Annotated in this window: 20 protein-coding genes; 18 read left to right on the top strand and 2 right to left on the bottom strand. The window is 35.0% G+C overall.

Annotated features, from left to right (window positions below; all coding sequences use genetic code 11):
* Positions 1-13: 13 nt before the first annotated feature.
* The 9 genes from WMO42_RS03940 to WMO42_RS03900 all read left to right on the top strand — a co-directional run bounded on the left by WMO42_RS03940 (position 14) and on the right by WMO42_RS03900 (position 11400).
* The gene (locus WMO42_RS03940) at positions 14-553 is read left to right on the top strand and encodes a nitroreductase family protein (RefSeq protein ID WP_090140632.1); all 540 of its coding nucleotides are present in this window, start codon (positions 14-16) and stop codon (positions 551-553) included.
* Positions 554-597: 44 nt separating this feature from the next.
* On the top strand, positions 598-816 hold the full coding sequence (locus WMO42_RS03935) for a hypothetical protein (protein ID WP_055306670.1): 219 nt from the start codon (positions 598-600) through the stop codon (positions 814-816).
* Positions 817-848: 32 nt separating this feature from the next.
* Positions 849-1259, top strand: a complete 411-nt coding sequence (locus WMO42_RS03930; protein ID WP_349191604.1) for a peptide deformylase — start codon at positions 849-851, stop codon at positions 1257-1259.
* 629 nt (positions 1260-1888) lie between these two features.
* Complete coding sequence (locus WMO42_RS03925) at positions 1889-2299, top strand: hypothetical protein (protein ID WP_349191603.1); 411 nt, start codon at positions 1889-1891, stop codon at positions 2297-2299.
* Between the two features lie 69 nt (positions 2300-2368).
* Entirely contained in the window at positions 2369-3352 is a 984-nt protein-coding gene (locus WMO42_RS03920) for a DUF3878 family protein (RefSeq protein WP_349191602.1), read from the top strand.
* Between the two features lie 249 nt (positions 3353-3601).
* Positions 3602-7438 (top strand): alpha-amylase family glycosyl hydrolase, encoded by a 3837-nt coding sequence (locus WMO42_RS03915; protein WP_349191601.1) that lies wholly within the window; start codon positions 3602-3604, stop codon positions 7436-7438.
* Between the two features lie 373 nt (positions 7439-7811).
* Entirely contained in the window at positions 7812-8879 is a 1068-nt protein-coding gene (uxuA, locus tag WMO42_RS03910) for a mannonate dehydratase (RefSeq protein ID WP_055174606.1), read from the top strand.
* A 58-nt stretch (positions 8880-8937) separates the two neighbouring features.
* On the top strand, positions 8938-10545 hold the full coding sequence (locus WMO42_RS03905; protein WP_022501641.1) for a mannitol dehydrogenase family protein: 1608 nt from the start codon (positions 8938-8940) through the stop codon (positions 10543-10545).
* A gap of 192 nt (positions 10546-10737) precedes the next feature.
* Positions 10738-11400 carry a GntR family transcriptional regulator gene (locus WMO42_RS03900; protein ID WP_022501640.1) on the top strand — a complete coding sequence of 221 codons (663 nt, stop codon included), beginning with the start codon at positions 10738-10740 and terminating at the stop codon, positions 11398-11400.
* 114 nt (positions 11401-11514) lie between these two features.
* Here WMO42_RS03900 and WMO42_RS03895 read toward each other — a convergent pair whose 3' ends face one another.
* Positions 11515-12735, bottom strand: coding sequence for an AraC family transcriptional regulator (locus WMO42_RS03895; RefSeq protein ID WP_022501639.1), 1221 nt, complete (start codon positions 12733-12735; stop codon positions 11515-11517).
* 465 nt (positions 12736-13200) lie between these two features.
* On the opposite strand from WMO42_RS03895, the gene WMO42_RS03890 reads away from it, so the two are divergent.
* From WMO42_RS03890 to WMO42_RS03850, 9 genes are all read left to right on the top strand, one after another.
* On the top strand, positions 13201-14595 hold the full coding sequence (locus tag WMO42_RS03890) for a glycoside-pentoside-hexuronide (GPH):cation symporter (RefSeq protein WP_022502166.1): 1395 nt from the start codon (positions 13201-13203) through the stop codon (positions 14593-14595).
* A gap of 114 nt (positions 14596-14709) precedes the next feature.
* Positions 14710-16542, top strand: coding sequence for a beta-glucuronidase (gene uidA, locus WMO42_RS03885; RefSeq protein WP_022502167.1), 1833 nt, complete (start codon positions 14710-14712; stop codon positions 16540-16542).
* A 234-nt stretch (positions 16543-16776) separates the two neighbouring features.
* On the top strand, positions 16777-17457 hold the full coding sequence (gene hypB / locus WMO42_RS03880) for a hydrogenase nickel incorporation protein HypB (protein WP_055174613.1): 681 nt from the start codon (positions 16777-16779) through the stop codon (positions 17455-17457).
* A 174-nt stretch (positions 17458-17631) separates the two neighbouring features.
* Positions 17632-18063: a hypothetical protein gene (locus tag WMO42_RS03875; protein ID WP_349191600.1), complete on the top strand. Its 432-nt coding sequence runs from the start codon at positions 17632-17634 to the stop codon at positions 18061-18063.
* Positions 18056-18301, top strand: a complete 246-nt coding sequence (locus tag WMO42_RS03870) for a hypothetical protein (protein WP_055306567.1) — start codon at positions 18056-18058, stop codon at positions 18299-18301. The genes WMO42_RS03875 and WMO42_RS03870 overlap by 8 nt, the downstream gene beginning before the upstream one ends.
* Positions 18302-18356: 55 nt before the next feature.
* A complete protein-coding gene (locus WMO42_RS03865) occupies positions 18357-19721 on the top strand; it encodes an MATE family efflux transporter (RefSeq protein ID WP_349191599.1) in 1365 nt (454 codons plus the stop codon).
* A 34-nt stretch (positions 19722-19755) separates the two neighbouring features.
* Positions 19756-20277, top strand: coding sequence for a DNA-deoxyinosine glycosylase (locus WMO42_RS03860; protein WP_349191598.1), 522 nt, complete (start codon positions 19756-19758; stop codon positions 20275-20277).
* Positions 20253-20696 (top strand): NusG domain II-containing protein, encoded by a 444-nt coding sequence (locus WMO42_RS03855; RefSeq protein ID WP_349191597.1) that lies wholly within the window; start codon positions 20253-20255, stop codon positions 20694-20696. Before WMO42_RS03860 ends, WMO42_RS03855 begins: the two co-directional genes overlap by 25 nt.
* Before the next feature lie 111 nt (positions 20697-20807).
* Positions 20808-21347: a Gx transporter family protein gene (locus WMO42_RS03850; RefSeq protein WP_022502174.1), complete on the top strand. Its 540-nt coding sequence runs from the start codon at positions 20808-20810 to the stop codon at positions 21345-21347.
* 70 nt (positions 21348-21417) lie between these two features.
* Here WMO42_RS03850 and WMO42_RS03845 read toward each other — a convergent pair whose 3' ends face one another.
* On the bottom strand, positions 21418-22158 hold the full coding sequence (locus WMO42_RS03845) for a transposase (RefSeq protein WP_349191595.1): 741 nt from the start codon (positions 22156-22158) through the stop codon (positions 21418-21420).
* Between the last annotated feature and the right edge of the window lie 134 nt (positions 22159-22292).

Here is a 22292-nt window from a genome sequence, read left to right as displayed (position 1 = left end):
AATGAGGATTATTATGGAATTACAGGAAGTATTGAATAGCAGAAGAAGTATGAGAAGTTACGATGCTGAAAAGAAAGTTACAAAAGAGCAGCTTGAAACTATTATAAATGCGGCCATATTAGCACCTTCGTGGAAGAATTTGCAGACATCTAGATATTACTGCATATTATCAGACGACAAAATTGAAGAATTCAGACATAAGTGTCTGCCAGAATTCAATCAGAACAATTCAGAGGGAGCAGCTCTTGTTGTAACAACATTTGTAAAGAACTGCGTTGGATTTGACAGATTATCAGGTGAGCCAGTTAATGAATGTGCCAACGGCTGGGGTTATTATGACCTTGGACTGCAAAACGAGAATTTCGTTCTTAAATCTAAAGAATTAGGACTTGATACACTGATTATGGGAATTCGTGATGGTGAGGCAATAAGAGAGTTCTTTAATCTGCCAGAAAATGAGCAGGCAGTTTCAGTTATTGCAGTTGGATATGGAACAAAGGATGCGCAGATGCCTAAGAGAAAGAGTGTTTCGGATATAGCGAAATTTTATTAAAATAGTAAGCAAAAAATATATAGAGAATGTGAGTGATAAATCATATGGGTTTGTTTAAAAAGAAGGAAAAAGTGTATTCATATGATAAAGAGCATATGAAACCGGTAATTAAAACCAGCATATGTACGGGTGAACAGGTGGCTGGATTTAAGGATATTCATACTGGCAAAATAGAAGATATTATGCTTGTAAAAACGTCAGCAGATATCGAAAAATTTAAAGAAATGTATGGAATAGAAGGCAATATTGACAAAGAATATTAGGATTAAAATGTCGGTGGAAGAAGGATATAATTATGGTTAAGAAAATTGTAAAAGGAAAGCAGATATTTGCAAGAAAGGCACAGCCTGCGACAGAAGCAGACAGGCAGGTTGTGACAGATTTGATAGATACGTTAAGAGCAAATAGGGAAATATGTGTTGGAATGGCTGCAAATATGATAGGTGTGAATAAGTCAATAATAGTTGTGGCATCAGGTCCATTTCAGTTTGCAATGATTAATCCTGTTATAACTAAGAAGTCTGGTGAATATAAGACGGAAGAGGGTTGTTTATCATTAGATGGTGTCAGACCTTGCATAAGATATGATGAGATAGAGGTTGATTATCTTGATAGTAATTTTAAGCCACAACATGGGAAGTATAGTGGGTTTACGGCACAAGTGATACAGCACGAGATAGACCATTGTTGTGGGGTGGTAATATAATTAGGAATAAGTTATAAAAGATTGTTTTTCATGCAGTGTTCACCTCCATAAGGAAGTGTAACAATACACCTAAAAATATAAAATAAGAATGTAGGTTTTCTGACATTTTTATATGCCATATTTCCTACATTCTTATATTAGCATTTGCAACTGGGTAGCCAACGCATAAAATCTTGCGGAAATTTCTTATCAGTATATGTCTCGCACAATATAAAAAATCTGCTGAACAGCTATTTGTATCATCTCAGGCATTAAGCAAAGTTATTAAGAAAATTGAAAATGAATTAGATATATTACTTTTTACAAGGACAAGTCAGGGACTTATGCACTAAAGAAGTTTATCTGATATCAAAAAAAGGAATAACTAGATCAAAAGAAAGCATATGTTTTTCAAGTTATTTATCAGAATGGTTATTGACGGAGTAACATTTTTCAGAGCATTGTTATATTGAAAATATCCCTCAAATAGAGTATTATAAAATAAAGTTAGATACAACTAACAAATGCAGCTTGAAAAGGAGTGAAGTATATGAACATTACAGTTATAATTACAGAACGCAGGATTAATCAAACATAAATTAATAATGACATTTGTTTAAATGAGGAGGGCTGAATATGACTAACGAAGAATGATTGCCAAGTCTGCAATGGACATTTCATATACAGATGATATTGAATATAATAAAGAAAATGTGCTTGTAATCATAGAAGGTTTGTCAATGTATTTACACGAGAATGACATAAGACAGATATTTTCGATTATAGAAAAAGCCTTTAATAAGTCAACAGTAATGATCGAAACTATGTCACCATTCTTTGTAAAGCATATGAAGGAAAAATCGATAGAAGGCAGTAATGCCAAGTTTAGCTGGGGTGTTAAAAATGGAAAAGATCTACAGCAGATTGTGCCAGCATTTAACTGGAAGCGTGATGTAAGTCTGGTCGAGGGTATGAAAGTGATTATGCCTGTTTATAATGTGCTTGGAATAATTCCCGCAGTGCACGGTATGTCTAATAAAATAGTGGTTATGGAAAGATAGTTGATTTTTTTGAATAAATCAGACATAATTAATATGACAAATATGTAAATAACAGGTGTAAGATTAATAATGATTGATAACATAGAATATTATATGGAATATCTTGACGGACTGACTAAGGATATGCCAGAGGAGTTTGTAAAGCTTGCACAGGTATTTGAACTTAGTGTGTTCGAGCCTGTTTATATGGAAGGCGAAGATGATATATATGCAGCTTATCTTATGAATGATTCAGTTGAAAGTTATTTTGTTTTTGAGAACTCTATAATGACAGGAGAATATAAGGATATTGACTGCGAACAGGTAGCTGGAATAGAAACACTTAGTGACGGATATATGCTTATAGTTAATCAGGGCGGCGAGAATATATTTACAATAAGATTTAATAAGCTAGGTATTAAGACTACATATTTTAATTATGGCAGTATGGGACATTTCTGGGTTAAGGGATATGAGTATTTAAGACAACTGGAGTATCAGCTTGCAGATGTCAGGGATAAATACAGATATCTTGGAAGCTCATCTTGTACCAGTAAGGAGCTTATATTTATGCAGCTTGCAGATTTTCCACCTATTAAGAAGTATAAATCAGTGCCAGAAGCTTATTATGTGCCATATCCCGATGCAGTTTATTCTGACGCAGTGAATTATCTTATAGATATGGCAGTGAGTGTTGGCGATAAACGTATGGCAGGTATGCTTAAATGCTATTTGAATAAACCGGACATAATTAAGTGTAATATTATTGCGGCTATGTTTCATAGAAAGGCACATAGCAGATTTATAGATAAGCTTATTATGGATGTGCGGAACGAAGCTGACAATTATGTCAAAAGGACGTTTAACAGTGACGAGGAAGCACAGTATAAGATAGTTCATAATAAGGCTCTTAAGGCACTGGATAGATACAAAGAAGCAGGATATGAGTGTCTGTTATACAGGGAAGAACCATTTATGTATTCCAAGGACTCAATTACATATAAAGAACACATATTAGTGTTTAGAAACGGTCGTATTAATAGAAAATGTGATATATATACATATAAAGCATAGTATATAAATATAATATATAAGTAAAATTTATACTGTTCCACAACATATTTTAATAAAATTTACTGCATATATAATGAATATTGAGAAAAATATGTCATTCGCGCAAGAAAAATGTCATTTCGCGCAGATGGCATTTTTTTTGTGTTTTTTTATTGTATAATAATGCCAACATATAAAGCTTTCGTAATATTTTTAAAGACTGCATACGTTTTTATTGCAGGGAAAGTACGATAAGAGAAAGGAGAGTTTATGAAATATTTGAAAAAAATAATAGCAGTGGTATTAGCTGCAGGTATGATTATCTCCAATGCACCTGTGGCAGGTTCGGCTGCAAACCAGAACAGCAGGGCATCTAAGAGAACTTATAATTGGTATGATAAGTGTGCTGACGATATTGATGAGAATTATACTTATGAAGGTTCAGACCTTGGGATAGAGGCTACTGAAGATTATACAACTTTTAAAATATGGGCACCAAGTGCAACGTATATAAAAGTTAATATTTACAGAAAAGGTGTGAATGATGACGATGAGTCATCTAAAGTTGGATCATTTACATTGGAAAAAATGTTCGCTAATGGAAATAGAGATGTGTGGACAGGTGTATGGACATTAACACTTATAGGAGACTGGAGAGGATTCTATTACAATTATACAATTTCTACGACAGACATAACGGGTGCGCACGATACAACATATCAGGTTGCAGACCCATACTCAATAGCTGTAAGTGCAGATGGCAAGCGCTCTTATATTATAGATCCGGATATGGTATCTCCAGATGGATGGGAGAATGATAAGCATATATATGTAGATACAGCCAAAGCTAATAATGTATACAAAGTAAGTATTAAAGATTTTTCAACAGATACATCATCAGGTACGACATCAAATGGCAAATACAGTGCATTTACAGAAAAAGGTGCAACTGTAAATAATGCAGGTGAATTGTCATCAGGTATTGATTATCTTAAAGAATTAGGTGTTACAACCGTACAACTTGCACCATTTTCAGATTATGCTTCTGACGATGAATATGTAGTTGCGAATTTTAATGCACCGGAGCCGGATTATGCTTCTGATGCATCAAATAGTGAAGCAATAATAAAAGAATGTAAAGCAATGATTCAGGCACTTCATAACGCGGGAATTTCAGTTGTAATGGAAATGCCATATACGCATACGGTTACACCAACAGAGTCTGTATTTGAAAAAGTAGTTCCTGGTTATTATTACAGACATAATACGAATGGAACTTATTACACTACAACTGATTATGACAATGAGTGTGCCACGGAGCGTGCAATGTATCGTAAATATGTTGAAAATTCCATGAAATACTGGGCAGAGGTATATCATATAGATGGATTTTCAATAGATTTAGTTGACTGCTTTGACACAAAAGCATATCATTCAAGACTGGATAAATGGTTAGATGAAGTAAAAGAAAATGTTGCAAAGACAGATCCCAGACTTGTTATATGGGGCGATAATTATACCAAGACAGATAGACAGAATAAGACATCTATATATGATAATATAATTAGTTCTATTAATGGAAGCACATATGGAGCAAGAAATGAAAAAGCAATAAAAATGTATAAACAGCAGGCTGCAATGAAATATGCAACACCAGGAATATTATATATGGATGCAGGAGAAGAAATGTGCAGTAGTGTTGAAGGAACAACACAGCAGGACAAGTCAGTGCTTGAATGGCAGAAATGTATAGATTATACAGATGTAGTATCTTATTATAGAGGTCTTATGGATATTAGAAAAGCCTTTTCACCACTTGCCGATAGTCAGAATATTAGTAATAATAAAGAAGCTTATGTACTGACTAATACAACAGAAGGTGAATGGAGCACTATGGCAGTATTGAATAATGATACAGCTGATGATAAAGAGATTGCAATTCCAGCTTCAAGAGAGGCCGCAGACTGGGTGATTATTGCTAATGGGGAAAGTGCCGGTTTAGTATCACTTGGTGAAGTCAGTGGTTCGACTGTAAAAGTGCCGGCGTATACGACAATGATTCTTGTAGACAAGGAGAGTTCATTGCAGGTATCAGTGCCAGAAGAAAAAGGAAGAGTAATTATTGATTATCTGAGGACAGATGGTTATGGTAATAGCAGTTTTGAGACACCATTAAGAGAGTCAATTACGCTATATGGTACAGTAGGAACAGGGTTTGTTGTGCCACAGAATCTTAATATTTCATCTTATTATGATCTTATTAATGCGGAATATGGCAGGAAGGGTATATTTGAATCAGGTACAATCAGGCTGCGATATTATTATAGTGCTAAATATAAGCCAGATCGTTTGGTAGATGGAATTATTAATGATGGTCATTATTGTGAAGAAGTACGATTCAAAGTAACTGATCCGGCTTATACAGAGGTAAGAGTTGATGATAAGAAGCTGACACCAGATAGTAATGGTTATTATACTGTCTCATATGCTGATAAAGAACAGACTATTAAATTAATAGATAATAATGGCTGTAATGTGCAGCTTTATATAAAGGTACTGGAAAATCATATACCTAACAATAACGATTGTACTAAAGATTCTGTTTGTACTATCTGTGGCAAGGTATTTCCTGCACAGACAAGTCATAAGTACAGTGATAGCTGGTCAAAAGATGATACTTACCATTGGAAAGTATGTGAGAATGATGGCTGTGAAGTAACAAGTACTAAGACAGAGCATAGTGGTACAGACGATGGAGATTGTACAACACCTGTAATATGTGAATGTGGACAGATTGTTACAGCGGCTAAAGCAGAACATACTTATGGTGAGTGGAAGTCTAATGGTGATGGCACACATACAAGAAAGTGTACAATACAGGGCTGTACAGCAGAAGAAACTAAGGATTGTGAAGGCGGAGAAGCAACATGTACTAAAAAAGCTGTATGTACATATTGTAATTCAGAATATGGTGCGTTAAATCCATCTAACCACAGTGGAAGTGTTGAATGGGTGCAGACGGAGGGTACACACCAGAAGAAATATGAATGTTGTGGTGCTGAATATGAAGCTGTTGAAAGTCATAAGTGGGAAAATGGACATTGCAGTGTATGTGGATATGGCTGTGAACATACAGGTGGAGAGGCAACCTGTACAGAAAAAGCAGTCTGTACTATTTGTAATCTCCCTTATGGAAAAGTAGATGAGAATAATCATACTGGAACAGAGGAATGTATTAAGACAACAACAACACACGAGAAGAAATATACCTGCTGTGGTAAAGTAACATTAGCTAAAGAAAATCATAAGTGGAAAGATGGTGTATGCGAAATCTGTGATTATAAATGCATACATACAGGAGGGGAAGCTAATTGTACAAGTGGTGCAATATGTGAAAACTGTGGCATGGAATACACAGATAAAGAGCCTTCAAAGCATACAAGAAATCCAGAGTGGGTGCAGACCGAAGATACACACAAAAAAGCATATGGCTGTTGTGGCTTAGAGGTATCAGCAAGTGAGGAACATATCTGGGAGGCAGGAGTATGCAAGATATGTGCTTATCACTGCCATCATACAGGTGGAGAGGCAACTTGTATACAGAAAGCACAGTGTATAATCTGTAATGAGGAATATGGAACATATAATCTTGGTGTGCATAAAGGCTTAAAGTTAGTAGAAGCAAAGGCGGCAACTAAGGCAGAAGAAGGTAATATTGAATACTGGCATTGTGAAGATTGTGACAGATATTATGTAGAAGACAATGGCTATGTCGAGATAAAGAAAGCAGATACAGTAATTGCGAAGGTATCTGATAATGATAATTCAAATGGAGCAGGCTCAGGTGATGTGGTTGACAATGGTACAGGAGCAGGCTCAGGTGATGCAGGTTCGAATGATACAGGAGCAGGCTCAGGTGATGCAGGTTCGAATGATACAGGAGCAGGCTCAGGCAGTGCTGGTGCTAATGATACCGCTGCAGAAGTGAAAGAAACCCCGGATACAGCTGACAATAACAGTATATTTGTATGGCTTCTTATGTTATCTGTTGGAGGAATGACAGTATGTATGGCTATTAGCAGTAAGAAAAGGAGAACTAACGGATAATAATAAAAAATAACAGAAAGAAAAGCTGACAAATAATATCAAACAGAATATTATGATTGGCAGAATATATTCAGAGGCAGTATATTCAGGTGTTTATAATAATATAGTTTTAATGGCGTGTGAAAAATAGAAATTTTTCACACGTCTTTTTTATATTATAAGGTATAGTATATGAGTGAGAATATAAGAATATAAAATAAATTAAAAAAATTGATTGACATGTCAGCACTAACATGTTAGTATGATGACATCAAAGTAATTATGCAGCATAATATTTATAGATAATTGGTGTACGAATTAATTAATAATACGAAGTACATCTATAATAAAGTGATTTTTTGATTATATTTTAATTTAAGGAGGATTTAGCATTATGGATATGACATTAAGATGGTATGGACCAGGTTATGACAGTGTAACACTTAAACAGATAAGACAGATACCTGGAGTTAAGAATGTTATTACAACACTATTTGGAAAGCAGGCGGGAGAGTTATGGCTGCCTGAGGAGATAGCTGAACTTAAGAAGGTAGTATGTGATGCTGGTCTTGGAATAGCCGGTATTGAGTCTGTTAATGTATCAGATGATATTAAGATAGGTACAGCTAAGAGAGATGAACATATTGATAATTATATTAAGACATTACAGGCTCTTGGCGAAGCTGACATCCATATGGTATGTTACAACTTTATGCCAGTGTTTGACTGGACACGTTCTGAGCTTGCAAGAGTAAGGGAAGATGGTTCAACAGTTCTTGCTTATAATCAGGATACTGTAGATATGATTGATCCTGAACATATGAAAGAGTCAGTTGAGAAGATGTCTAATGGTTTTGTTATGCCGGGATGGGAGCCGGAAAGACTTGACAGATTAAAAGAACTTTTTGAAATGTATAGTGATGTGGATGCAGAAAAGCTGTTTAATAATCTTGTATATTTCCTTGAAGCAATCGGACCTGTATGTGAAAAATATGATATAAAGATGGGTATTCATCCAGATGACCCAGCATGGCCAATATTCGGATTGCCAAGAATTATGACAGGTAAGGACTCAGTTACAAGACTTCTTGATGCTGTTGATAAGCCTTATAATGGAATTACGTTGTGTACAGGTTCATTTGGTTCTAACCAGAACAATGATTTATGTGAGATTATTAAGGCCTGCAGAGGCAGAATTCCATTTGCACATGTAAGAAATCTTAAGTACAACTCTCCAAGAGATTTTGAAGAGGCAGCACATTTATCATCTGATGGATCTATAGATATGTATAAGATTATGAAGACTTTATATGATACAGGCTTTGACGGAGTCATAAGACCAGACCATGGAAGAATGATATGGGATGAGGTTGCTATGCCAGGATATGGTCTTTATGACAGAGCATTAGGTGCCACATATCTTAATGGTCTGTGGGAGGCTATAGATAAGTCAGCTCAGTAAATTTTGTATGGGAATATGGTTTTATATATGAATATGTATATAGGAATGGAGGATTAGCATGAAACTTTCAATACAAGGTATTAAAGATAAAGAAGCATGGGAGAAGGCTGGAATAAAGCTTCCATCATATGATGTTGAAAAAGTTGCAACAGCTACAAAGGAAGCACCTGTATGGGTTCATTTCGGAATAGGCAACATTTTCAGAATATTTATAGGTGGAATAGCAGACTCATTATTAGAGCAGGGATTGTCAGATAAAGGAATTACATGTGTTGAAACATTTGATTATGATGTAGTTGATAAGATATACAAGCCATTCGACAATCTTGTTATGGCTGTTACATTAAAGGAAGATGGAAGCACTGATAAGAAAGTATTAGGTTCACTTACAGAGGCTGTTAAGGCACAGTCATCAGTAGATGCTGAGTGGTCAAGATTGAAGAAAATATTTGCAAGTCCACAGCTTCAGATGGTTTCATTTACAATAACAGAAAAAGGATATGCACTTCGAGATGCAAAGGGAGAGTATTTTCCATTTATCAGAAGTGATATAGATAATGGTCCTGATAAGGCATCATCAGCTATGGCAGTTGTGTCAGCACTTTTATATGAAAGATTTAATACATGTAAGGCACCTTTAGCAGTTGTGTCTATGGATAACTGCTCACATAATGGTGAAAAGTTAAGAAATTCAATAACAGATATGGTAGGCGAATGGCAGAAAAAAGGTTTTGTTAGCGAAGATTTTGTACAATATGTCAATGATGAAAATACAATATCTTTCCCATGGTCTATGATAGATAAGATTACTCCAAGACCAGCAGATACTGTGGCTGAGTCGTTAAAAGAAGCCGGGGTTGAAGATATGGACCCTGTTATTACATCAAAGAGAACTTATATAGCTCCATTTGTTAATGCAGAAGGACCACAGTATCTTGTTATAGAGGATAGATTTCCGAATGGAAGACCACAGCTTGAAAAGGCAGGAGTATATATGACGGACAGGGATACAGTTAACAAGGTGGAGAGAATGAAGGTTACAACCTGTCTTAATCCATTGCATACAGCACTTGCAGTATATGGCTGCGTATTAGGCTATGACCTTATAGCTGATGAGATGAAGGATAAGGAACTTTCAGAGCTTGTAAAAAGAATAGGGCTTGTTGAGGGTATGCCTGTTGTTACTAATCCTGGTATTATAGACCCAGAGAAGTTTGCAGATGAAGTTATAAATGTGCGTATACCTAATCCATTTATGCCTGATACACCACAAAGAATTGCAACAGATACATCTCAGAAGGTTGGCATAAGATATGGTGAAACTATAAAGTCATATGTTGCCAAGGATGGAAGTGCCAGAGCACTAACTGCCATTCCGCTTGCGATTGCAGGCTGGTGCAGGTATCTTCTTGGCATTGATGATAATGGTGAAGCTTTTGAATTATCCCCAGACCCTATGGCTGATGAATTGAAATGTCAGCTTGATGGTATCGTATGGGGTGAGTCATCATCTTACACGGGTCAGCTTAAGAACTTATTGTCAAATGCTAATATATTTGGTATAAATTTATATGAAGCAGGAATTGGTGATAAGATTGAAGAAATGTTTGTCGAAGAAATATCAGGAAAAGGTGCTATAAGAGAAACGCTTAAGAAATACCTTTAATGTGATGCAGATGTTATAATATACGTTTGACATGCTTATCTTATATATAATATAAACATATTGTGCCGTTCAGAGCTGTAGAGATTATGCAGGATATTGGTTCTGGACGGCTTTTGCTATTTATTTTATTAATTGTTTTATATTTTTATATTAATGGCAGATTGCTGTTATATATAGAAAGGCTGTAATTTTATGGAAAAATCATTAAATGAAGAAACATATGAAAAATTAAAATACGATATAATGAATTTTGAAGTTTTGCCAGGAGATTCTATAAGTGCCCAGAAGATTGCATTAAGATATAATGTATCAAGGACACCTGCAAGAGAGGCAATAGTTAATCTTGAGAAAGAAGGACTTTTAAAGGTTATACCTCAGTCTGGAACGTATGTAGCCTGTATTAATTGTAAGCGTTCAGAGCAGGAATGGTTTGTCAGAAAGAGTCTTGAGATTGGGATGGTTGATGCAATTTTTAAAAATGCAAGTGCTGATATGCTTGATAAGATGGCAGAGCTTAATAATCGACTTATTAATTATGACGAAGAAACAGAAAGTATTCCAAGAATAGAGATAGATAATGAATTTCATCAATTAATATATGAATGTTCCGGCGAACAGCTTGCGAAGAATATAATAAAGACACAGATGAGCCATTACAACAGAATTAGATATCTTGCAGAGTTAAATAAAAACATAAGCGTAAAGACTAATGATGAGCATAATATGCTTATTGATGCGATAAGGAATAAAGATAAGAGAATGTATCTTCGCGTTATAAAAGCACATATAAGCAGAATATTTAATGAACTTGATAAGCTTAAGGGAATATATCCGGAATATTTTGAAAAAAATTGAAGTAAATGAAAGAAATTCCCCTTATATCCGCATATTTTTGTATCATTATATTAAAAAGATAAAAATGACTGACGTAATATACTATCATTACGTCAGCCTTTTTTAATTTATAGCTTATTTGTGTTGTATCATTTCGCGGTATTGCGTAGGAGTCATATTTTTAAGCTTTTTAAAAAGCTTGGTAAAGTAGTTCACATCGTTAATGCCACATTGTGCGGCAATATCCTGAATAGCAGACTGTGTTGTGTTGAGCAGATATATTGCATGCTCTATTCTTTTATTGTTGACGAAGTTCGTAAGAGTCACTCCGGTTTCTTTTTTAAAGAGCGTTGATAAATAACTGCTGTTTAACATAAACTCTTCTGATAAAGCGTTAAGGCTTAAATCAGCTGTGAGATTGAAGGATATATAGTTGATTATATTCTGTATAGGCTTGCTATATGTCCGTAATGAGTGTGACTGGACAAGAAGACAGTATTTTCTTGTTATTTCATTTTCTAATACTTCAAGCTGTGCGATTGATGTGCAGTCTTCAATTTTAATTGCAAATTTGCGCGATATTTCATCAAGATGTACCGGATGTATATATGCAGTCTGTGCAGCTTTACGGCAGATTGTATTTAATATAATCATAAAGTTCTTTCTGTCACGTATAGAGTCAGATAAGCGTGGCTTTATATCAGAAGAGTTAAGACGCTCCATATTTTCAATAGACTTATAATCTCCATGTGCTATACATTCCATAAGAAATGCTTCATTTTTATAGCGGATTTCCAGAGCTTCGACAGATTTTTTTGTAGGCTCAGGTGCTTCTTCTTTATACATATACTGGGTTAAATTCTTATTAAGTATATGTTTTTTTTCAATAGTATAATTATTACCCCAAAGCCTGCTGCAAAGACAGCTTATAATAGCTGTAATACATCGTTCATCAGCAAATACTGGAAGAGCAGAGTAGTACAGCTGCATAAACTCATTATACTGCACAGGAACTGAATTGTAAGAACATAAGTCAAGTATTCTCTGGTTAGTGAATCGTTCATATGAGAATGGACCTGCTATGAATATTCTTGTGCTGTCCGGAAGCTTAATATGTATATATTCACATGAAAAGCTGTCATGTATAAATAATGCAGTATTATCCCTGTTATAGGAGCTGATAAACTGGCTGAAGTTTTCTTGATTATTCATATAAGTATTCTGGGTGAAAATGTTATTTCTAAGTCCACCATCAATTTGATTATCCCATGTGTAAGGAGCGTCAATAATATAGGATGGAATTTTTATTTGCGATAAAAGTTCGATTGTATAATCTAAATATATTTTGTATTCCATATATATTCCCCCCAAAGCTATATTTTTACATTATATTTACATATTATAGCATAAGTTGTATAAAATATTATCTATTAATTATTATTTTTAAAATAATTTTTAAAATTATGATATGTGCATAAAACAAAAATTTATATCTGTAACAATTATAAACTTTAAAACTAGCATGTCTCAAATGTAATCACTAACATGTTAATATGAGCACAACTGACATGTTAGTACAATTTAATTATACAATAGTATAATTTTTAGTGTGAAAATTGTACAGGTAAAAATTATACTATAAAGACTAAATTTAGTAATAACTGTTAATAATTAAAAAGGGTATTATAAAACCATAGAAAACAACAGCACAACGAAATGCAGAACAATATTTAAGGACGTCTTTAAAGAAACTATTTAACAATTAATGATGAATACAAAATATATTTCGCATATATTTCGCATAAGAATGGAGGATATACAATGAAAGAAACTAATGGAAAGGTAAAGCCTTTCGGTATAAAAGATAAGCTGGGCTATATGTTTGGCGATTTTGGTAATGATTTTACATTTTTGTTATCAGCAATGTTTTTACTTAAGTTCTATACAGATGTTATGGGAGTTTCAGCAGCACTTGTAGGACTTATGATGATGGCAGCAAGATTCGTCGATGCCATAACAGATGTAACAATGGGACAGATAGTAGACAGAAGCAGACCTGGTAAGAAAGGTAAGTTCGCTCCTTGGATAAGACGTATGTGTGGTCCGGTTGCTGTAGCTTCATTTCTGATGTATGCAACATATTTTAAGGGAATGCCAATGGGATTTAAGATATTCTGGATGTTCTTCACATATCTCCTCTGGGGAAGCGTATGTTACACAGGAGTTAATATTCCTTATGGTTCAATGGCATCTGCAATTTCAGATAACCCAACAGACAGAACATCACTTTCTAACTGGAGAACAATTGGTGCAACACTTGCACAGACAGCTATAGGTGTTATATTACCACTTGTAGTATATTATACAGATGCAGCCGGTAATTCAGTATTATCTGGTGAAAAGATGATGATTGGAGCATTAATCTGTTCAATAGGCGCAGTTATATGTTATATGCTCTGCTATCATATGACAACAGAAAGAGTTAAGGTAGAACAGAATACACAGAAGTTCTCATTTAAGGAACTTATTAAGCAGCTTGTTCATAATAAGTCATTAATAGGAATTATAGTATGTGCATTAGTATTCTTACTTGCACAGTTATCATTAAGTAACATGAATGCTTATGTATATCCTAATTACTTTGGTAATATAAAGGCTATGTCTATAGCAAGTCTTGCAGGAACAGTTGTTATACTTGCACTTTCAACATTTATAGTAAAGCTTGCTTCAAAGATAGGTAAAAAAGAATTATCAATGATAGGATGCTTTATAAGTGCAGCTTCCTTCATACTATTATTCATAATTCATACACACAATGTATTGGTATGGGTAGGATTAATAATCGTAGCTACAATAGGAACTTCAATGTTCAATATGGTTATATGGGCTATGATTACAGATGTAATTGATGAGTCAGAGGTTCAGACTGGAGTCCGTCAGGATGGAACAATTTATTCAGTATATTCATTTGCAAGAAAGCTTGGACAGGCTTGTTCATCAGGTTTATCAGGAGTGCTTCTTTCAATAATAGGATATACTTCAGTAACAGCCTTTGATCCAAAGGTAGTAGATGGAATATATAATATTACCTGCCTTGTACCAGCGGGAGGAATGATATTACTTTTACTTGCTTTATGGTTCTTATATCCTCTTAATAAGAAGAGAGTTGAAGAGAATGCAGAAAAGCTTAGAATTAAGAGAAATGAAAATGCGTAGTGCAAAACAATATGTAGGTATAAAGTCGGGGCATCTGACCCCGGCATCATCTGAAAAATAAAATTATTATACAAATTATTATACAAAATTTTAAAATTACAGGAGGAATCAATTATGTTATATCCAATTTTAACAGAATCAAGATTATTAAGTGACTTAAGTGGAGTATGGGATTTTAAGTTAGACAATGGCAATGGCTTTGATGAGAAATGGTATGAAGCACCATTAAAGGATGCAGATACTATGCCAGTTCCAGCTTCATACAACGATTTAAAGGAAGGAGCTGATTTCAGGGATCATTACGGATGGGTATTCTATCAGAGAAATATTTCAGTTCCATCATATGTAAAGAGTCAGAGAATTGTATTAAGATGTGCAGCAGTAACACATTATGCAAAGATTTATCTTAATGGTAATTTAATATGTGAGCATAAGGGTGGCTTCCTTCCATTTGAGGTTGAGTTAAATGATGTGTTAGAGGATGGTGATAATCTTCTTACAATAGCAGTTAATAATGTTATTGATTATACAACTCTTCCAGTTGGTGGTAAGGCTAATATGATGAGCGGTCTGATGGGAGGAATGGGTGCAGGAGCATCTGAAAAGCCTCAGAACAATCCTAACTTTGACTTCTTTAACTACTGCGGTATCACAAGACCAGTTAAGATATACACAACACCTAAAACTTATATCAATGATATTACAGTAACATCAGATATTGACTTTGGAAAGGAAACACCATCAGCAGTACTTAACTATGCTGTTGATATTGAGGGTGTGGATAAGGATAGCACAGCTTGTAAGGTTGAGGTGTTTGATGCTGAGGGTAACAAGGTTGCAGAGGCAGCAGGAACACAGGGAAAGCTTGAGCTTGAGAATGTAAAGCTATGGCAGCCATTAAATTCTTATCTTTACCAGATAAAGGTTACAGCAGGAGAAGATGTATATACTCTTCCATATGGTGTAAGAAGCGTAAGAGTAGATGGAGTTAAGTTCCTTATTAATGAAAAACCATTTTACTTTAAGGGCTATGGAAAGCATGAGGATACATTCCCTAATGGACGAGGAATTAATCTTCCTATGAACACAAAGGATATATCTATTATGAAGTGGCAGCATGCTAACAGCTTCAGAACAAGCCATTATCCATACAGTGAAGAGATGATGAGATTATGTGACGAGGAAGGTATCGTTGTTATTGATGAAACAACAGCAGTAGGTGTTAACCTTCAGTTTGGTGGCGGTGCTAACTTTGGCGGAGAAAGAATCGGTACATTTGATAAAGAACACGGAGTTCAGACACAGGAGCATCATAAGGATGTTGTAAGAGACCTTATTTCAAGAGATAAGAACCATGCCTGTGTTGTTATGTGGAGTATTGCCAATGAGCCTGACTCAGCAGCAGAGGGAGCATATGATTACTTTAAACCATTGTTTGACCTTGCAAAGGAAATCGATCCACAGAAACGTCCTTGCACATTAGTAAGTGTTCAGGGAACAACTGCTGATACTGATTGTTCTTCTAAATTAAGCGATGTTATATGCCTTAACCGTTATTATGGCTGGTATTTTGGTGGACCAGACCTTGAAATCTCTGAAAAAGGACTTCGCAAGGAACTTTCAGACTGGGGCAAGCTTGGAAAGCCAGTAATGTTTACAGAATATGGTGCAGATACTGTCAGCGGACTTCACGATACAACATCTGTTATGTATACAGAGGAATATCAGGTTGAGTATTATGAGATGAACAATAAGGTATTTGATGAATTCGAATTCGTAGTTGGTGAGCAGGCATGGAACTTTGCAGATTTTGCTACAAGCCAGAGCTTACTCAGAGTACAGGGTAACAAGAAAGGCTTATTCACAAGGGATAGAAAGCCTAAGATGGTAGCTCATTACTTCCGTAACAGATGGAGCAATATTCCAGAATTTGGATATAAGAAGTAATATACAAATAAACAATCAGGTAAATATAATAAGTGATTCACATTAAAACTTTCTCAATTTTATAGTAACAATAAAAAGGGGTGTCGCATTAAGAAATTAGTGCGGCGCCTCTTTCTATACATCAAAAACAATTATATGAAATGTAGTTAATGAAAGAGACTGATATTGACAAAGATAGTGAAAAACTATTAGACTATAACTATATTAAATAGTAGTTTGGAAATGGAGATTAAGATGGCAGAAGTCAGAGTTATTAAATTAAATGAAAGTGTGTATTCTAAGAATGATAATCAGGCGGATATGACACGCCGTATGTTAAATGATAAGAAGGTGTTTTTCGTTAATATTATGTCATCACCGGGAAGTGGTAAGACTACTATGCTGTCAAGACTTATCAATATGCTTAAAGATGATTACCGCATAGGTGAGATGGACGTTGATATTGAGTCTGATATAGATGCAAGAAGAGTAGCAGAGTCAACTGGTGTAAAGACAATGCAGATACATAACGGAGGTTTGTGTCATATAGATGCCAAGATGACGGCAGATGCAATAAGCGAGTATGGTGTAGATGACCTTGATATACTATTTCTTGAAAATATAGGTAATCTTGTGTGCCCTGCTGAGTTCGATACAGGGGCACACCGTAATGTTATGATACTGTCAGTTCCTGAGGGTGATGATAAGCCGCTTAAGTATCCGCTTATGTTCTCAGTATGTAATGTTGTACTTGTTAATAAGATAGATACTCTGAAAGCATTTGATTTTGATATGCAGAAGTTTACTAATCATGTTAAAGAACTTAATCCAAATGCTATAATTATGCCAATAAGTGCAAAGACAGGTGAAGGTATGGAACAGTTTGTAACATGGCTTGCAGATGAACGTAAAAAGTTAACTGAGAAATATTCATAAGTTCTGGCATAGTTAGCTTTATCCGGATTTTGGAACAGGTCGATAAACATACCAGCAACGGCTTCAGCATAGAAATTACACAGGAATATCCTGAAGTTTTAGGATATAATAACGTTGATTTTTTCGGCATATAATTGCAAATGTGGTTAATTGTAATTAATAGGAGATATTTATATGAAAAAGACAAATAAAAAATATATTGTTATATGCGTAGCTGTTATTTTGATTATAGCAATAATGGTTATATATGAAATAACAGGCAACAAAAATAATAGTTCGCAGACTGATAAATCAGAATATTCAGTGTCAGCAACAGATAATGAAAAGAATAATGCAGATAATTTTATATCAGATAATAAAGAAACACAGATAAGGGATGATTATGCAGAGATTTATGATTATGAATATCAGGGTAATTATGCTAGAGTAAAGTTTAAAGATGGTTATTGGGGAATTGTTAATAAAAATGGAAAAGTTATATTTGATGGGGCTGATTATATCGAAAAACTGCCAACAGTTACAGCATTATGCAGCGCTGTAAAAAATGGACACGCAATTATTCAAAGAAATAAATTTTTGAATAAATCAGACATAACAAATGCTTGACCAGAAGGAACACCCTGTTATGATACTTATTCCGGGTAATGAGGTTACAGATCGTGAGGGTGATAAGGATTATAGCGAGATTGGAAAGTATAAGGTGGAACAGCAGGGAGAAAATGTTGCGATACTTGCACTTGGTGATTTTTATCAGATGGGTGAAAGTCTGGCAGCAGCTATAAAACTTGAAAAAAATTCTATGACCGTTATAATCCAGCAGAGCTTCTTAAAGAGCTTGGTATGACCAATGAGACTATGGTTGAAGAGATAAGAAATAAGATGGTTTGAGGAAGAATAATATGATTAATAATTTAGGTGAGGGCAGTATACCTAAGCTTATGGCAAAGCTTGCAATTCCAGCGGTTGTAGCTCAGGTAGTGAATTTGCTCTATAATATAGTTGACAGGATATATATAGGACATATACCACAGATAGGTGCAGATGCACTTACAGGTGTTGGTTTATTTACGCCGGTTCTTATGCTTCTTAATGCATTTGCAATGCTTGCCGGTTCGGGTGGAGCACCAAGGGCTGCTATTTATATGGGTAAGAAAGATAATGCTACGGCAGAGAAAATTGTCGGGAACTGTTTTACATTTTTAGTGATATGTGCAGTCGTGCTTACAGCAGGATTTTATGGGACATTGCCAGTGCTTCTTAAATGGTTCGGTGCAAGCAGTGTTACAATGCCATATGCTCTTTCATATGCAAGGATATATGTGCTTGGAAGCATATTTGTGCTTATTGTGTTAGGAATGAATTTGTTTATTACAACGCAGGGTTTTGCCAAGATTAGTATGCTGACAACAGTTATCGGGGCAGTTATTAATATTATATTAGACCCGGTATTTATATTTGTATTCAATATGGGCGTTCAGGGAGCAGCACTTGCAACAGTGCTTAGTCAGGCAGTTGGTGCAGTATGGATACTACATTTTCTTACCGGAGATAAGACCATTTTAAGACTTAGAAAATGTAATCTGAAGCTTAAAAGCACTATAATAATGCCCTGCCTTGCACTTGGAATATCAAGCTTTGTAATGCTTTCAACAGAGAGCATATTATCTGTAAGCTTTACATCAAGTCTGTCACGTTATGGCGGTGATCTGGCGGTTGGTGCTATGACAATTATAACAAGCACTAACCAGCTTGTTCTTATGCCATTGCAGGGAATATGTCAGGGTGGACAGCCTATTATGAGTTATAATTACGGTGCCAAGAACTATGACAGGGTTAAGAGGGCATTTTTTACACAGTTTAAGGTATGTATTATATTTACAATTGCAAGCTGGGCAGTTATGATGCTTGTGCCTCAGGTATTTGCCGGAATGTTTACAAACAATGCAGAACTTAAGCAGTATACAGTGTGGACGTTAAGGGTATATATGGCAGGAATGTTTTCACTGGGCTTTCAGATATGCTGTCAGCAGAGTTTTATGGCACTGGGACAGGCAAAGGTCAGCCTTATTATGGCCTGCCTTAGAAAGCTTATATTGCTTATACCGCTTATATTCATACTTCCAGTATTTATGAGCAATAAAGTGTTAGCGGTATTTCTTGCTGAACCTGTAAGTGACATTATAGCAGCAGTGGTTACCACAAGTGTATTTATGGTTAAATTTAAGAAACTGCTGGTAGAGGATAATAGCCGACAGTATAAATAGAAAATATTATAAATATATCAGGAGATAACAACTAATGAAGTCACAGTATGAGCATATTATTCATCCATTTCCTCCGCTTTATGACAATAACTCTAAGATACTTATTCTTGGAAGTCTGCCATCTGTTAAATCAAGAGAGCAGATGTTCTTCTATGGACATCCGCAGAACAGGTTCTGGAAGGTTATAACGGCAGTCATTAATAACAGTGGAATGAATGATAAGAATATTGAAGTTCCAGTTACGATAGAGGATAAGAAGCAGATGCTGCATAATAATCATATAGCTTTATGGGATACTATATATAGCTGCGATATAATTGGTTCAAGTGACAGCAGCATTAAAAATGTCGTACCAACGGATTTAGGACAGATTGTAAGCAATTCCCGGATTGAGCGTGTATACTGTAATGGTGCAGCTTCAGGTAATTATTACAAAAAGTACCAGCAGAAAGTACTTGGTATTGAAGCAGAGGTTCTTCCGTCCACAAGCCCTGCAAATGCTGCGTATTCATTGGACAGGCTCATTGGAATATGGAGTGGAACAATAAATATATAAGTAATATGGAAAGTAAGGGCAGATATTTGAATAATAATAATCGTAAATATAAGAAAGATATAATATTAATTGCAGCATTTGTAATCATAGCAGTTATTGCATTTGTTGTGATTAATCATTTTGTTAAGAAAGATGGTGTATTTGTGCAGATAAAGGTTGACGGACAGGTCATAAAGACAATATCTGTCAATCAGAATGAAACACTGACTATAGAAGGATATCAGGGTGGAAGCAATATTGTCACAATAGAAAATGGTGGTGTGACAATGACAGATGCTGATTGCCCTGACAAGTTATGTGTTAAGACAGGAAGGATAAGCAAGACAGGTGAAACAATAGTCTGTCTTCCACACCGTGTGGTTGTAGAGATTATAGGAGCGGCGGCTGATGATAGCGGGGTCGATTCAATAGTAAGATAGTAATATAAGTAAGGCAGTTGGAAAAAAGTGCAATAGTGTGTTTGTAAATGCAGAATAGGATGAAAAGAAAATTATTATATAATAGTTGAAGGAGTAAATACATTAAAGAATATGACAAAAGAACATAAAAAGAACAACAGCACATATAACATTGCTATGTGCGGGGTGCTTACGGCACTGGCTATGATATTCAGCTATATTGAGAGTATTATACCAGTTCCAATACCAGTTCCTGGAATTAAGCTTGGAGTTGCCAATATAGCAGTTATCACAATTCTTTATACATTGGGAATTAAGGAAGCGGTTATAATTAATATTTTAAGAATATCACTGACTGCAATGCTTTTTGGTAATCTTAACAGCTTTTTGTTTAGTATTGCGGGAGCAGTGCTTAGTATGGTAACGATGATTGTTCTAAAAAAAATAGACAGTTTTTCGTATATCGGTGTGAGTGTAAGTGGAGCAATTATGCATAATGTCGGACAGATAATCGCGGCAATATTTATAATGGGAAGCAGTGCTATAATATATTATCTGCCAGTGCTTATAATAGCTGGTGTAATAACAGGTATTATTATAGGAATTGTGTCAGGAATAGTAGTTAAATATGTAAAAAAAGGGGCTGTCGCTTTAACGATTGAAAATCGTTAAGGTACCAGCCTCTTTTTCCTATAAAAATACGATTTTTAAGTTACTATTTTATTTATGTTTCTTGCAATTGCTAAAAGAGTACTTTCAGCGAGTACATTCGCAGTCCATTACCTTTTATGCAGTCACTCTTGCAAGGGCAGTCGCTGCAATTCTCACATGTATAGATAGTTTTTTCACTCACATATCCTGTTTTAGTTTTATTGTGTCTTATATGTGATACTGTAAGTTTCCTGTTATTCTTACATGTATAAAAATCGGATATTTTATCGTATTCCATGTTTTCTATCTTTCCAATATCATTCTTGTATTTCCTTGTTTTTGATATCTCATAATTAGCCGGCTTTATGAATGCTATCTGATTATTAGCTTCAAGAAACAGATAGTTTTCCTCGCTCTCATAACCAGCATCCGCAGTTATGTTCTTATATTTGAATTTTAAGTTATGTTCAGCATTTTTGAGAGCATACAGCTTTTTGCGTAGTCTCTTTAAATGTTTGATTTTTACTACATTTCCATAAACTATTTTTATGTCATAGAGTTGTTCACATTCAGCTACAAAATCAGCTAACTTAATTAACAGTTTTGCCTGATTTTTTGTAACGGCTTTTTTCCACACGAAAGTATATTTATTGGCATTTGCCTCGATTTTTGTACCATCAATAAAGATAGTTTCACCGGATATTTCACCTAAATCAAAAAGGATATTTGAAACTTCTGCGAGAATACGCTTAGAACAAGGGGCAAAATGAATGCTCCTGAATCGTGCAAGTGTTGCATGGTCAGGTGCAGAATGTCCTTCTAAAAGAAACATGAAATTGATATCTCTTATATAGATCAGTCAAATCCATCTCCTCTACAAACTGACTGAGTAACCGCACAGAATCATTCTTAGGAATAATTGTTTCTAATTCGAGTGGAAGTTTTAGTTGATATCCACTCTGATTT

The organism is Lachnospira sp. CLA-JM-H23 (assembly GCF_040096425.1).
Taxonomy (GTDB): Bacteria; Bacillota; Clostridia; order Lachnospirales; family Lachnospiraceae; genus Lachnospira; species Lachnospira rogosae.
The sequence above is the reverse complement of the archived record's forward strand: the minus strand, read 5'-3'. Positions and strand labels throughout refer to the sequence as shown.

Coding starts and splice junctions, on each gene's coding strand:
- WMO42_RS03940 (WP_090140632.1), top strand. CDS start 14: ATGGAATTACAGGAAGTATTGAATAGCAGAAGAAGTATGAGAAGTTAC.
- WMO42_RS03935 (WP_055306670.1), top strand. CDS start 598: ATGGGTTTGTTTAAAAAGAAGGAAAAAGTGTATTCATATGATAAAGAG.
- WMO42_RS03930 (WP_349191604.1), top strand. CDS start 849: ATGGTTAAGAAAATTGTAAAAGGAAAGCAGATATTTGCAAGAAAGGCA.
- WMO42_RS03925 (WP_349191603.1), top strand. CDS start 1,889: ATGATTGCCAAGTCTGCAATGGACATTTCATATACAGATGATATTGAA.
- WMO42_RS03920 (WP_349191602.1), top strand. CDS start 2,369: ATGATTGATAACATAGAATATTATATGGAATATCTTGACGGACTGACT.
- WMO42_RS03915 (WP_349191601.1), top strand. CDS start 3,602: ATGAAATATTTGAAAAAAATAATAGCAGTGGTATTAGCTGCAGGTATG.
- uxuA (WP_055174606.1), top strand. CDS start 7,812: ATGGATATGACATTAAGATGGTATGGACCAGGTTATGACAGTGTAACA.
- WMO42_RS03905 (WP_022501641.1), top strand. CDS start 8,938: ATGAAACTTTCAATACAAGGTATTAAAGATAAAGAAGCATGGGAGAAG.
- WMO42_RS03900 (WP_022501640.1), top strand. CDS start 10,738: ATGGAAAAATCATTAAATGAAGAAACATATGAAAAATTAAAATACGAT.
- WMO42_RS03895 (WP_022501639.1), bottom strand. CDS start 12,735: ATGGAATACAAAATATATTTAGATTATACAATCGAACTTTTATCGCAA.
- WMO42_RS03890 (WP_022502166.1), top strand. CDS start 13,201: ATGAAAGAAACTAATGGAAAGGTAAAGCCTTTCGGTATAAAAGATAAG.
- uidA (WP_022502167.1), top strand. CDS start 14,710: ATGTTATATCCAATTTTAACAGAATCAAGATTATTAAGTGACTTAAGT.
- hypB (WP_055174613.1), top strand. CDS start 16,777: ATGGCAGAAGTCAGAGTTATTAAATTAAATGAAAGTGTGTATTCTAAG.
- WMO42_RS03875 (WP_349191600.1), top strand. CDS start 17,632: ATGAAAAAGACAAATAAAAAATATATTGTTATATGCGTAGCTGTTATT.
- WMO42_RS03870 (WP_055306567.1), top strand. CDS start 18,056: ATGCTTGACCAGAAGGAACACCCTGTTATGATACTTATTCCGGGTAAT.
- WMO42_RS03865 (WP_349191599.1), top strand. CDS start 18,357: ATGATTAATAATTTAGGTGAGGGCAGTATACCTAAGCTTATGGCAAAG.
- WMO42_RS03860 (WP_349191598.1), top strand. CDS start 19,756: ATGAAGTCACAGTATGAGCATATTATTCATCCATTTCCTCCGCTTTAT.
- WMO42_RS03855 (WP_349191597.1), top strand. CDS start 20,253: ATGGAGTGGAACAATAAATATATAAGTAATATGGAAAGTAAGGGCAGA.
- WMO42_RS03850 (WP_022502174.1), top strand. CDS start 20,808: ATGACAAAAGAACATAAAAAGAACAACAGCACATATAACATTGCTATG.
- WMO42_RS03845 (WP_349191595.1), bottom strand. CDS start 22,158: ATGTTTCTTTTAGAAGGACATTCTGCACCTGACCATGCAACACTTGCA.